At 62.4% G+C, this 13,900-nt stretch carries 8 protein-coding genes; 5 read left to right on the forward strand and 3 right to left on the reverse strand.

The window, feature by feature from the left end; genetic code table 11:
* Positions 1-68: 68 nt before the first annotated feature.
* From gltB to EFQ99_RS20475, 3 genes are all read left to right on the forward strand, one after another.
* Positions 69-4,790: a glutamate synthase large subunit gene (gltB, locus tag EFQ99_RS20465; protein ID WP_126923059.1), complete on the forward strand. Its 4,722-nt coding sequence runs from the start codon at positions 69-71 to the stop codon at positions 4,788-4,790.
* A 227-nt stretch (positions 4,791-5,017) separates the two neighbouring features.
* A complete protein-coding gene (locus EFQ99_RS20470; RefSeq protein WP_126923060.1) occupies positions 5,018-6,472 on the forward strand; it encodes a glutamate synthase subunit beta in 1,455 nt (484 codons plus the stop codon).
* A 297-nt stretch (positions 6,473-6,769) separates the two neighbouring features.
* A complete protein-coding gene (locus EFQ99_RS20475) occupies positions 6,770-7,393 on the forward strand; it encodes a hypothetical protein (RefSeq protein ID WP_126923061.1) in 624 nt (207 codons plus the stop codon).
* A gap of 35 nt (positions 7,394-7,428) precedes the next feature.
* On the opposite strand, the gene EFQ99_RS20480 is transcribed toward EFQ99_RS20475, so the two are convergent.
* Entirely contained in the window at positions 7,429-8,670 is a 1,242-nt protein-coding gene (locus tag EFQ99_RS20480) for an SGNH/GDSL hydrolase family protein (protein ID WP_208722795.1), read from the reverse strand.
* Positions 8,671-8,843: 173 nt separating this feature from the next.
* Positions 8,844-10,067 carry a lytic murein transglycosylase gene (locus EFQ99_RS20485; protein WP_126923063.1) on the reverse strand — a complete coding sequence of 408 codons (1,224 nt, stop codon included), beginning with the start codon at positions 10,065-10,067 and terminating at the stop codon, positions 8,844-8,846.
* Between the two features lie 203 nt (positions 10,068-10,270).
* Here EFQ99_RS20485 and galU point away from each other — a divergent pair, with 203 nt between their 5' ends.
* Positions 10,271-11,158, forward strand: a complete 888-nt coding sequence (gene galU / locus EFQ99_RS20490) for a UTP--glucose-1-phosphate uridylyltransferase GalU (RefSeq protein WP_126923064.1) — start codon at positions 10,271-10,273, stop codon at positions 11,156-11,158.
* 56 nt (positions 11,159-11,214) lie between these two features.
* Here galU and EFQ99_RS20495 read toward each other — a convergent pair whose 3' ends face one another.
* Positions 11,215-12,759, reverse strand: coding sequence for an outer membrane beta-barrel protein (locus EFQ99_RS20495; RefSeq protein ID WP_126923065.1), 1,545 nt, complete (start codon positions 12,757-12,759; stop codon positions 11,215-11,217).
* 143 nt (positions 12,760-12,902) lie between these two features.
* Between EFQ99_RS20495 and EFQ99_RS20500 the strand changes: the two genes are divergently transcribed.
* Positions 12,903-13,898, forward strand: a complete 996-nt coding sequence (locus EFQ99_RS20500) for a KpsF/GutQ family sugar-phosphate isomerase (RefSeq protein WP_126923066.1) — start codon at positions 12,903-12,905, stop codon at positions 13,896-13,898.
* Positions 13,899-13,900: the final 2 nt, after the last annotated feature.

The raw sequence follows: 13,900 nt of genomic DNA on the forward strand, positions 1-13,900 counted from the left end.
ATTTTCGGGTTGCGGCGCAAAACGAAAAGCCGCCCGCGGCCGCGCGGGCTTCGACAGGAGGAAAGACGATGACGAAGACGCCATCCATGGAATTTGACCGGTTTGCTGCTGCAGAGGTGCGCGCTACGGCCAATACGTCCAAATCCGCCTCCGGCCTGCCGAAGAAACAGGGCCTCTACGATCCTCGCAACGAACATGATGCCTGCGGCGTCGGCTTCGTCGCGCATATGAAGGGCGAGAAGTCGCACCAGATCGTCAAGGACGGCCTGTTCATCCTCGAGAACCTAACGCATCGCGGCGCCGTCGGCGCCGATCCGCTGATGGGCGACGGCGCCGGCATCCTGGTGCAGATTCCCGACCGTTTCTTCCGCGAGGAGATGGCCGCGCAGGGCATTACCCTGCCTCCGGCCGGCGAATATGGCGTCGGCCATATCTTCATGCCGCGCGACGAAAAGCAGATCGAGCACTTCAAGAAGGTGATCAAGGACGTTATCGTCGAAGAGGGGCAGGTCTTCATCGGCTTCCGCGACGTGCCGGTTGATAACTCCTCACTCTCCAAGGCGCCTGATATCGCCGCGACCGAGCCACATCACGTGCAGGTCTTCATCGGCGCCGGCGAAGACGCCGAAAACAACGACGAGTTCGAGCGCCGGCTGTTCACGCTGCGCAAGGTGATCTCCAACCGCATCTATGACGAATTCGACGGCGAGGAGAGCAATTTCTATCCGGTATCGCTGTCATCGGCGACGGTGGTCTACAAGGGCATGTTTCTGGCCTACCAGGTCGGCGCCTATTATAAGGACCTCGCGGACCCGCGTTTTGAAAGCGCGGTCGCCCTGGTGCACCAGCGCTTCTCGACCAACACCTTCCCTTCTTGGAAGCTCGCGCATCCCTATCGCATGGTCGCCCATAACGGCGAGATCAACACGCTGCGCGGCAACGTCAACTGGATGGCGGCGCGCCAGGCGTCGGTCTCCTCGCCGCTGTTCGGCGAGGACATTTCCAAGCTCTGGCCGATTTCCTACGAAGGGCAGTCGGACACGGCCTGCTTTGACAACGCGCTCGAATTCCTGGTGCGCGGCGGTTATTCGCTGTCGCATGCGGTGATGATGTTGATCCCGGAAGCCTGGGCCGGCAACCAGTCGATGGCGGCCGAACGCAAGGCGTTCTACGAATATCACGCAGCCCTGATGGAGCCGTGGGACGGACCGGCGGCCGTTGCCTTCACCGATGGTCGGCAGATCGGCGCAACGCTCGACCGCAACGGCCTCAGGCCGGCGCGCTATCTCGTCACCGATGACGACCGTGTCATCATGGCATCCGAAGCCGGCGTGCTGCCGGTTCCGGAAGAGAGGATCATTCAGAAGTGGCGCCTGCAGCCGGGCAAGATGCTGCTGATCGACATGGAAGAAGGCCGCATCATCTCCGACGACGAGGTGAAGTCGCAGCTTGCGACGGCGCATCCCTATCGCAGCTGGCTCGACCGCACCCAGCTGATCCTCGAAGAACTGAAGCCGGTGGAGCCGAGGGCGCTGCGCCGCGACGTGTCGCTGCTCGACCGCCAGCAGGCCTTCGGCTACACGATCGAGGATACCCGCATCCTGATGTCGCCGATGGCGACGACGGGCCAGGAGGCGATCGGCTCGATGGGAACGGATACGCCGATCTCGGCGATGTCGGAAAAGTCGAAGCTGCTCTACACTTATTTCAAACAGAACTTCGCACAGGTGACGAATCCGCCGATCGATCCGATCCGCGAAGAGCTTGTCATGAGCCTTGTCTCCTTCATCGGCCCGCGCCCGAACATTCTCGACCACGAAGGCATGGCGAATGCCAAGCGCCTCGAAGTGCGCCAGCCGATCCTGACCAATGGCGACCTCGAGAAGATCCGCTCGATCGGCCATACGGAAGACCGTTTCGACACCAAGACGCTCGATTTCACCTATGATATCGAGCGCGGTGCTGCCGGCATGCCCGAAATGCTCGATCGGCTCTGCGAGCGCGCGGAAGCGGCGGTCAAGGGCGGATACAACATCATCGTGCTCTCCGATCGTCAGATCGGGCCTGACAGAATCGCCATTCCGGCGCTGCTGGCAACGGCTGCGGTCCACCATCACCTGATCCGCAAGGGGCTTCGCACCTCGGTCGGTCTCGTCGTCGAGACCGGCGAACCGCGCGAGGTGCATCATTTCTGCCTGCTCGCTGGCTACGGCGCCGAGGCCATCAACCCCTATCTCGCCTTCGATACGCTGCTCGACATGCATGCCAAGGGCGAATTCCCGAAGGAAGTGGACGCCTCCGAAGTCGTCTACCGCTACATCAAGGCGGTCGGCAAAGGCATCCTCAAGGTCATGTCGAAGATGGGTATCTCGACCTATCAGTCCTATTGCGGCGCGCAGATCTTCGATGCGATCGGCCTCGCATCGGAACTGGTCGACAAGTATTTCTTCGGAACCGCGACGATGATCGAGGGCATCGGCCTAGACGCGATCGCCGAAGAGACCGTCGCCCGCCACACGGCGGCCTTCGGCAAGGATCCGCTTTTGGCGACGACGCTCGATATCGGCGGCGAATACGCCTACCGCATTCGCGGCGAAAGCCATGCCTGGACGCCGGATGCGGTCGCTGCCCTCCAGCATGCCGTGCGCGGCAATGCCGAGGATCGCTACCGCGAATTCGCCGATATGGTGAACAATTCGGCGCTGCGCATGAACACGATCCGCGGGCTGTTCAACATCAAGAGTGCCGAAGCGCTCGGCCGCAAGCCGGTCTCGATCGACGAGGTCGAGCCGGCGGCTGACATCGTCAGGCGTTTCTCGACGGGGGCGATGTCCTTCGGTTCGATCTCCAGAGAGGCGCATACGACGCTGGCGATCGCCATGAACCGGATCGGCGGCAAGTCGAACACCGGCGAGGGCGGCGAGGAATCCGACCGCTACATGCCGCTCTCCGATGGTTCGATGAACCCGGAACGCTCGGCGATCAAGCAGATCGCGTCAGGCCGCTTCGGCGTCACCACCGAATATCTGGTCAATGCGGACGTGCTGCAGATCAAGGTGGCGCAGGGCGCCAAGCCAGGCGAAGGCGGCCAGCTGCCAGGTCATAAGGTTGACGCGACCGTTGCCAAGACCCGCCATTCGACGCCGGGCGTCGGCCTGATCTCGCCGCCGCCGCACCACGACATCTATTCGATCGAAGATCTGGCGCAGCTGATCTACGATCTGAAGAACGTCAACCCGACCTCGGATGTTTCGGTCAAGCTCGTCTCGGAAGTCGGCGTCGGCACGGTTGCCGCCGGCGTCGCCAAGGCGCGCGCTGACCACATCACGGTCGCCGGTTTCGACGGCGGCACGGGTGCGTCGCCGCTGACCTCGCTCAAGCATGCCGGCAGCCCCTGGGAGATCGGCCTTGCCGAAACCCAGCAGACGCTGGTGCTGAACGGCCTGCGTTCGCGCGTTGCGCTGCAGGTGGACGGCGGTCTGAAGACCGGCCGCGACGTCATCATCGGGGCGCTGCTCGGCGCCGACGAGTTCGGTTTCGCCACCGCGCCGCTGATCGCCGCCGGCTGCATCATGATGCGCAAGTGTCATCTCAACACCTGTCCGGTCGGCGTGGCGACACAGGACCCGGTGCTGCGCAAGCGCTTCAAGGGTGCGCCGGAGCACGTCATCAACTACTTCTTCTTCGTCGCCAACGAAGTGCGCGAAATCCTCGCCTCGCTCGGGTTCACCCGGCTCGACGAGATCATCGGCGCCTCGGAGCTTCTGGAGAAGGACGAGATGCTGGCGCACTGGAAGGCCAAGGGCCTCGACTTCAGCCGCATCTTCCACAAGATCGATGCTCCCAAGCAGGAGACCTTCTGGACGAGCCGGCAGCAGCACCCGATCGACGATATTCTCGACCGCGCGCTGATCGAGCAGGCACAGCCGGCGCTGACCGATAAGACGCCCGTTGCTTTCGAGGTCGGTATCAAGAATGTCGACCGTTCGGCGGGCGCGATGCTTTCCGGCGAAGTCGCCAAGCGCTTCCGTCACCGCGGGCTGAAGGAAGACACGATCAATGTGACGCTCCGCGGCACGGCGGGTCAGAGCTTCGGTGCCTTCCTCGCGCGCGGCGTCACCTTCAACCTGATCGGCGACGGCAACGACTATGTCGGCAAAGGGCTTTCGGGCGGCAAGATCATCATCCGGCCGCCGGAGAATTCGCGGATCGTGGCCGAGAACTCGATCATCGTCGGCAACACCGTGCTTTACGGTGCGACCGAGGGCGAATGCTATTTCCGCGGCGTGGCGGGCGAACGCTTCGCCGTGCGCAACTCGGGTGCAATCGCCATAGTCGAGGGTGTCGGCGATCATGGCTGCGAATACATGACCGGCGGCGTCGTCGTCGTGCTTGGGGCCACGGGCCGGAACTTCGCGGCCGGTATGTCCGGCGGTGTCGCCTATGTGCTCGATGAAACCGGCGATTTCGCCAGCCGCTGCAACATGGCGATGGTCGAGCTCGAGCCGGTGCCTGAAGAGGACGATATGCTGGAGAAGCTGCATCATCACGGCGGCGATCTCATGCACAAGGGGCGCGTCGACGTCTCCGGTGACATGACCCGCCATGACGAGGAGCGCCTTTACCAGCTGATCTCCAACCATCTGCACTACACGGGTTCGACCCGCGCCAAGCAGATCCTGGACAACTGGGCCGATTATCGTCCGAAGTTCCGCAAGGTCATGCCGGTGGAATACCGGCGTGCGCTTGAGGAAATGGAGCGCAGCCGGATGGGCATCGCTGCCGAATGATTTGAACCGGAGCATCCGCCATCTGCCGACCGCAGATGGCGGATGACGGAAACATCTCGATGACTCGTGACGAACATGATGACGGCGATGGGCCGTCCGGATCGCGCGGTGTCCTTCAGGAGATCAGTTCCAATGACGGTCAAGACAAGCAACCCGCCCGGAACACCGGGGACTGACGACAGACAACTGGCCGCGGTGAGGCGGTCATGAGGGTAAGGGACGAAGAAATGGGTAAGGTAACAGGATTTTTGGAAATCGACCGGCAGGTGGCGAAGTACCAGCCGGCGTCGGATCGCATCCGGCATTTCCGCGAGTTCACGATCCCGATGTCGGACCCGGAAGTGCAGAAACAGGCCGCCCGCTGCATGGACTGTGGCATTCCTTATTGCCACGGCCCCACCGGCTGCCCGGTGCACAACCAGATCCCCGACTGGAATGACCTCGTCTACAACAACAACTGGGAAGCGGCGATCCAGAATCTGCATTCGACCAACAACTTCCCAGAATTCACCGGCCGCGTCTGCCCCGCTCCCTGCGAGGAAGCCTGTACTCTGAATCTCGAGGATGCACCGGTCGCGATCAAGACGGTCGAGCAGGCGATTGCAGACAAGGCTTATGAGCTCGGTTTTATCAGGCCGCAGCCGGCGACCGTCCACACCGGCAAGAAGGTCGCCGTCATCGGCTCCGGCCCCGCCGGCATGGCTGCTGCCCAGCAGCTCGGCCGCGCCGGTCATGACGTGCATGTCTACGAGCGCGAGACCAAGCCGGGCGGCCTGCTGCGCTACGGCATTCCTGACTTCAAGATGGAGAAGAACTTCATCGACCGCCGTGTCGAGCAGATGAAGGGCGAGGGCGTCACCTTCCATTGCGGCGTCAATGTCGGCGTCGACGTCAAGGTCGAGCAACTGCTCGCCGATCATGACGCCGTTCTTTACTGCGGCGGCTCCGAGACGCCGCGCGAGGCTGGCATTCCGGGCACGGACCTTGCGGGCGTCCATGATGCGATGCCCTATCTCGTGCAGCAGAACCGCCGCGTCGGGCGCGAGAACATCGACAGCGTCGGCTGGCCGTCGGACCCGATCCTTGCCGGCGCCAAGCATATCGTCGTCGTCGGCGGCGGCGATACGGCTTCGGACTGCGTCGGCACGGCGTTCCGCCAGGGGGCCGTCAAGGTCACCCAGCTCGACATCCGCCCGCAGCCGCCGGAGAAGGAAGACAAGCTTGCCGTCTGGCCCTTCTGGGCGACGAAGATGCGCACCTCCTCCTCGCAGGCCGAGGGCGCCGTGCGGGAATTCCAGGTGGCGACGCTCGAATTCGTTGGTGAAGACGGTGTGCTGACCGGCGTCAAGTGCTGCGAAGTCGACGAGCGCCGGCGGCCGGTGCCGGGCACAGAATTCGTCATCCGGGCAGATCTCGCCTTCATCGCGATCGGTTTCCGCGGCCCGTTCACAACAAGCGTGCTGAAGGAGCTCGACGGCAAGCTGACGCTCAACACCGACAAGCGCGGCTCGACCAATGTCGTCGCCAACGACCGCGACTACAAGACCTCGATCGACAAGTTCTGGACGGCGGGCGACGTGCGCCGCGGCCAGTCGCTGGTGGTCTGGGCGATCCGCGAAGGCCGCCAGGCGGCGCGGGCGATCGACGAGTCATTGATGGGCTCCACCGTCCTGCCGAACTGATCACGGCCGAACGCACGTTCCCGAAGACATGAACTCCGCCCCTCCGGCGGAGTTTTTTATTGAGCGTCGCGCGTCCGCCAAGGCGCCCTGTTGCGGGTGCGACCGCTTGACGCGCCGGCCTGCGCCGCAAGCCTCAAGCAATGCCGGGAAGCGAGGCTTTACGCCGGACGCGGGCTCAGGACGAGCCGGTGGCGACCGGAGCGGATGTGCCCGCCGTTTCGGCCGCGCAAGCATTTCATCATCGACCCCGGCGCCAGGAACGTTGACCGCCGCAAACGATCGACAAGGATTTTTCAAATGGTTTCCGCACTTGATAATACCAGAATGGTTTCGGCCCAATATGCCCTGAAGAACCTTCGTAGCGCCGACGAAAGCTCGGATAATACACAGAATTCGTCGGCCGCCAGCATCCTGAGCAGCTACGGCCTCGATCCAAGCTCTTCCTCGCTTCTCTCCAACCAAGCCCTCTCCGGGTTGCTGAATACGCTTTCGGCCCAGAACGACACGTCCGACGAGACCGATACGAGCGGTGACAGTGCCGACGTGACCAGCGCCTCCTTCATGTCGATGCTGAAGAAGCAGCTTCAGGATGCGGCTGCGGCGGAAGGCGAGAGCGGCAAGGCTCACGACATGTTGGCTGCGTTGGAAGCCGGCACGCTCACCATCTCTGATCCGACGCAGGGCGTATCGATCGCCGCCTGGGACGTCGACGATCCCGATACGGACAGCAAGACCGGCAAGGCGATCGACGTCAGCGGCTGGAGCGACTTCCTCGACGCGCATCTGGAGCGCGGCGCCGACGGCACCTTCGTCAAGCAGAACGGCAGCTATGTCGACCAGACGAACGACAGCAATGCCTACTTCGGTCTGATCGGCCAGAACTATTATTATCTAAGCTGGCCGCAGGCGGCGGCCAAGTAAGCAAGACGGAGCGAGGGCCGCCTTGGGCGGCCTTATCATTTCACCGAGACTTCGGCCGGTGCCTTTGCGGCCGGCAGGCGATAATCGTCGACCCGGCCGGTAGGGGCGGGCGTCATCTCGCCCTGTTCGACCAGGAGGTCGCGCGGCGATTTCGACAGCGTCATCGGCGGCGGCCTGGCGCCGAGCAGCTCGGCACCGCCGTCGAGATTGGGATCGGAGAGACTTATCGGCACGGTGTGCTCGACCGGATTGGCGGGGAGGCCGAGACCGGGCAAGTTGCTGGAGTCGAGGCGGACCAGATCCGGGCTTGCCTGGGTGCCGAGAATGCGGCGGGCGGACTTTTCCACATAGAAAGCAAGCTTGCGCCGGCCGGCCTGGGTCAGGTTGATACCGTCGGAGGTGCGCAGGCGCACCTGCTGGCCGTTCACATCGGAACCGGTGACGATGAAGTTGCCGTTTTCATCAACGAAGCCATCCCAGATATCGACGAATTCGCCGTCGATGCTTTCGACCTGATTGCGGTAGAGCTGGTTCATCTGGACGGCGTCGGCCGTCATCGAGTCTGATTCGAAGGCCGGGAGGCCGACCCAGAGCAGGGGAATCTTGCGGTCCGTGACTTCCTTGCCGAAGGAAAGGACCCGGCGGCGATATTCGGCAAACCAGCCATCGGTGCGGAATTTCTCTTTGGCAGTATCGGTCACCATCTGCTGGCGGTCGTTGGCGCCGATCATGACGACGACCATAGCCGGCTTCATCTCGTCAATCATTTTCGGCAGTTGTTCCGGCCAGTCGTAATAGTCGTCGCGGACAAGACCGGAGGAGACGTTGCCGCGGGCTTCGACGACGACACCAGGCGAAGTCTCGAAGGCGGCGGTGAGGCCGTCACCAAGGCCGCTGGCAAGAAAATCGCCGACGATCAGGATCTTGCGCGCGTCGCCGAGCTTCTGCACCGCCAGCTCCTCCTCCTGTACGGGAGCGCGGGCCGGGGGCGTGGTACGGGTATTGACGATGGCTTTCTGCGCCGGCGGGCGCTTGCGCTGTTGGTGTCGCGGCTGCGGGGCGTCAGGGGCCTGCGGCCCATCGTCGAGATAGCGTCGGCCGAGAAGGAAATCGAGGATCGACCGGCGCTGATAGCGCTGCTCCTGGGCCTCGGCGATATGCACGGGCACAAACGCGCCGAGACATAGCGAAGCCGCCGTCAAGACGAGCATCAGCCAACGGATTTTACGCGTCCGATCAGTTTTCTCAGTCATGGGCAGTTCCGCATCTGCCGGCATCTTGCACGGGGGTAGGCCAGCGTCCACTCCTGCTGCTATCTAGGTCAGGGTTTTGCCTGTTGTAGAGCATCATGCCGAAAAGTGTGGGTGGTTTTCGGGCAAGATCAAGCACAACTTCCCTGATTTGAATGCGGATGCCGAACTCCAGCCGATGTGGTGGAAAACATGCCGATCTAGCGGCGCAATGCGTTCAGAAGCGGCATCGACGGTTCGCCGTCCGGCTGCATGCCGATGCGCGACTGTACCGCCGATATCGCCGCCTTCGAACCCGAGCCGAAATTGCCGTCGACCTCGCCATCGTAATAGCCGAGCGTCTTGAGGCGGGTCTGCAACTCGAATTTCTCGGTGATATCGAGCGCGCCGTCCGGGCGTGGCCAGCGCTGCTGCATGCCGCCGTAGCCGGCGATCTGGTCGGCCAGCAGGCCGACGGCAAGCGCGTAGCTGTCCGCAGCATTGTAGTTCTTGATGGTGAAGAAGTTGGCGGTCATCAGAAAGCCCGGGCCACTGGCCCCGGCCGGCATCTTCAGCATGGCCTTGGTGTCGCCATCGCGAAAGGCCTTGCTGTTCGGGCGCGTCAGGCCGAGTGCTGCCCATTGGGCCAGCGTGTGGGTCTTTCCTGTCTGCTTGGCGGCCGCGGCGGGAACGACGACTTCGTACCCCCAGGTCTTGCCGGCGTCCCAGCCGTTCTTCATCAGCAGATTGGCCGAGGTCGCCAGCGCATCCGGCACTGAGTTCCAGATATCGCGATGGCCGTTGCCGTCGGCATCGACCGCATAAAGCAGGTAGCTTGTCGGAATGAATTGAGTGTGGCCCATGGCGCCGGCCCAGGAGCCGGTCATTTCGCGTGCCGGCACGTCGCCGTTCTGCAGGATCTTCAGCGCGGCGACCAGCTGCTTCTTGGCGAATTTGGCGCGGCTCGGATCGGCATAGGCAAGGGTTGCCAGCGCGCGCGGCACGTAGTGCAGCCTGTCGTCCTTGTTGAGGATCGCGCCGTAATTCGATTCCATCGACCAGATGGCGAGCAGAATGGTCTTGTCGACGCCGAAGCGCTGTTCGATCGCGGCCAGCGTCCTCGCATGCTTGACGGCCATCTCGCGGCCAATCTTGACCGTGTAGGGATTGACGCGAGAATCGACATAGTCCCAGATCTTCGAGGTGAACTCCGGCTGATAGGCTGCCTTTTCGAGCACTGTGGGGTCAGGCTCGCTCACCCCGGAAAAGGCCTTTTGATAGGTTGCCTTACTGATGCCACTCTGAGCGGCTGTCTGGTAGAAATCCGCGATCCACTTCTGGAACCGGGAATCAGCTCTAGCGTTGTCGGGGACGAGCCCTACCTGGGCTGCGACAATGAGTGCGAGAGCAAGGCCACGAAGGGAGTTTTTGTGATTCTGGGTCATCGACAGTCGTATCCCACATCTTCAGTTTCCGGCGCAGCGGGGCATCATGTCCGCCCAAACCCGAGACTACAGGAACGGAGTCAACAAATTCTTTACCATGACGGCCCGCGGGGGTCACCAGTTGCAAAACAGTAGCAATTCTATACTAGTTGAAGCTAAAAAGCTCTATTTCCAAAGCGATATGATCGAAGCAGGAGGCCGGTGTGGCTCAACACAACAAAGTTCGTAAAGCAGTATTTCCGGTTGCCGGATTGGGAACGCGATTCCTGCCGGCAACAAAGGCTGTTCCGAAGGAAATGTTGACCGTCGTCGACAAACCAATCATTCAGTATGTCGTCGATGAGGCGATCGAAGCCGGGATCGAACATCTGGTCTTCGTCACCGGGCGCAACAAGCACGTTATTGAAGATTATTTCGACATTCATTTCGAGCTGGAACAGACGTTGCGCGAGCGCGCCAAGAAGGCTGAAATCACCCTTCTAGCCCAGCAATTGCCGAAGGCCGGTACGGTGAGCTTCACTCGCCAGCAGGAGCCGCTCGGCCTCGGCCATGCCGTGTGGTGCGCCCGCGAAATCGTCGGCGACGAGCCCTTCGCCCTGCTGCTGCCCGACATGATCATGAAGGGCGACAAGGGCTGCATGAAGGGCATGATCGACCTTTACGGCCACAGCGGCGGCAACATCATCGCCGTTGAGGAATGCGCGCCCGACCAGGCGCATAAATACGGCATCGTCGGCGTCGGCGAAGCGATCGGCGAAGGCTTCCGCATCACCGGCATGGTGGAAAAGCCCGCCAAGGGGACGGCGCCTTCCAACTTCTTCATCAACGGCCGCTACATCCTGCAGCCGGAGATCTTCAAGATCCTCGAAACCCAGGAGCGCGGCGCCGGCAACGAGATCCAGCTCACCGACGGCATGCTGAAGCTGCTCAAGGAACAGGATTTCGCCGGTTACCACTTCCGCGGCACGACCTATGACTGTGGTGCCAAGGACGGCTTCATCCTGGCCAACGTCGCCTACGCGCTCGAACGTGCGGACATCCGTCCGTCGGTTGAAGGCGGCTTCAAGGAACTGCTTGCCGGCCTGAACTAAGGCCTCGCTCAGCATAGATTGGCAGAGCGCCGCGCATCCCACCGGGTGCGCGGCGTTTATCTTTTCAGCTTCAGGCCGACGCCTGCGCGCCATTGTTGCGAGTCGGGGCCGTCCTTGCGGGCCGTCAGCTCGTAGCCGAGCGTGCTGGTTAGGTCGAGATAGCGGTTGATGTTCCAGGTCAGGCCGGTCGCCGTGGTATAGACGAGCTCGTCGTTGATGCTGCTGTCGGAGGGATAGTCGCGCCACGTCACCCCGCCGATCATCGTTCCGACCAGATTGTCGCGCAGCTGGTGGGTGACCGTCGTCGTCAGCGCGTGCGAGACATAGCCGCTCTCGCCTGCGGTGGTCGAGGGCTGGATGCTCGTCTGCAGGCCGAGATTGACATCGGTGCCGCGGATCGGCGACCAGAGCAGGCTCGCATCGAGCGTGGCCGTATCGATCGAGGACAGCCGGCTGTCCTCGAAATCCGCCATCGCGTAGCCCACGCCGACTTCGCCTTTCAGCTTTTCGCCGAGATCGATCTCGACGCCCGCCTTGGCGCCATAGCTGTGGCCCGAACGCTCGTAGCCGGCGGAATCCCGTGTCTCGTCGTAGAGTGTGCGGCCGATCGTGGCTTCGATGAAGGGGATGAGTGCAGGAGAGAGCTCGTAGCCGACTCGGCCGCGCAGCGTGCCCGTCGTCTGGTTGCGGTCGCTCAAGTTGACAGTCGCGCCGCTTGCGAGCGTGGCATCGGAATAAACCGAGCGGGTCAGCGCCAGCGCGGTCGTGCCGCGCAGGATGCCGAAATCGCGCTGGATGGAGGCCCCGGCCGAAAATTCCTGCACGTCAGACTGCTGCGTTGCGCCGGCGATGGCGTCGGGGTCATCCGTATCCTCGCGGTAGAAATTGTAACCGCCGGTGAGGTGCGCGACCGTATCACGGGAGAGATCCAGCCTGAGATCGCCGTTGACCTTGAAGGAAGGCTGCTCCTCGCCCTCGCCGCTGACATTCTTCTGCCAGGCGCCTTCCGAGGTGACGGTCAGCTGGTGCCGGCTCCAATCGGAGGTGAGCGTCGCGGCCGCATCGGTTTCGAGAAAGGCGCGCTGCTGCCTTGTTTTGCCGTCCTTGGTGGTCTCGGTGTTGATGCTTTGGGTAACACTCGGGCGGAGCACGAAAGTGCCGATCGGAATGCCCGGCGTTTCCGCCGTCGAGGCGCTTTCGACCGCGCCGCGGCGCTGCAGCGTCTCATCGACCCGTGCCTCGCGGGTGTTCAGCCGGCGTATGTCGTCGTCGAGAATGGAGCCGGTAATGTCATCACCTGATTGCGCATCCGGGATGGCCGGCCGTTGTTGAGCATCATCCGCGTTTGCTGCTGTACCGCTTGCGGCCGGAGTGGCTGAATCGTCGGTCTCGTTATCGAAACCGGCGGCCGCCGCATTGTTCGTGGCGCGGTAGTCCTGGGAAGCTGCGGCGCGGTTCGTGGTTGCGCCTGCCTGCTGTGACAAGGCGGACTGCGCGAAGGCCGCCTGGCTCAAAAGCAGACCACCGAACGCAGCAAAAGAGACGGCACAGCTCATGGCGCGGAGCGGCGTCACACTGCTCGTCTGTTTTGGTGGGCCCATCAATTCGCGCCTGAAATGCTTTTCGGTTCTTACCCAAAGGTAAAGCCTTGTGGTTAATCATTCGTTGCCGCGGGACGGCGCTGTTCACAATTCGGAAATAGTGCGGGGTGGACTTGGAAAGTGAAAAGGTCTAACGCAGTCGCATGAACAAAAGAGCGATCAAACTCGTTGAAAACAGCGTGCTCGAATCGGCAAAACGCACGATAGAGACCGAAAAACGCGGTCTCGAAGCGCTCGAACGGGCTTTTGACAATGGATTGGCCGGCCCTTTCACACGGGCCGTCGAAGTCATCGGCGATATCTCCGGACGCGTCATCGTCACCGGTGTCGGCAAGAGCGGCCATATCGGCGCGAAGCTGGCGGCGACCTTCGCCTCAACGGGCACACCTGCCTTTTTCGTGCATGCGGCCGAGGCCAATCACGGCGATCTCGGCATGATCGCGCGCGACGACGTCGTCCTGGCGATTTCCAAAGGCGGCGAGAGCGCTGAGCTGAAGAGCATCATTTCCTTCACGCGACGCTTCTCCATTCCGCTGATCGCGATTACCTGCAGCGAACGCTCTTCGCTTGCGACGGCGGCCGATATTGTCCTTCAGGTGCCGAACGAGCAGGAAGCCTGCCCGAACGGCCTGGCGCCGACCACCTCGACGCTGATGCAGCTTGCTCTCGGTGATGCGCTGGCTGTGGCGCTCTTGGAGGCGCGCGGTTTTACCGCCACCGATTTCCACGTCTTCCATCCAGGCGGCAAATTGGGCGCGAGCCTGATGCATGTCGCCGATATCATGCATACCGGCGAGCGGCTGCCGCTCGTTGCCAAGGGCACCTCGATGCCGGAGGCGATCACGGTGCTTTCGCGCAAACATTTCGGCTGCGTCGGCGTGCTCGACGAGGATGGCCGGCTCTGCGGTATCGTCACCGAAGGCGACATGGCGCGCAACCTGACCCGCAATCTGGCCGAACTTGCCGTCGACGATATCATGACCAGGACGCCGAAGACGGTGAAGCCGACGGTGCTGGCGACTGCTGCTCTGGCGCTGCTCAACCAGCATCATATCGGTGCGCTGATCGTCATCGACGAGGACAACCGGCCGCTCGGGCTGGTGCATTTCCACGACCTGCTGCGGATCGGCGTCGCCTGATC

This window comes from Rhizobium vallis (assembly GCF_003985155.1).
Lineage (GTDB): Bacteria > Pseudomonadota > Alphaproteobacteria > Rhizobiales > Rhizobiaceae > Rhizobium > Rhizobium vallis.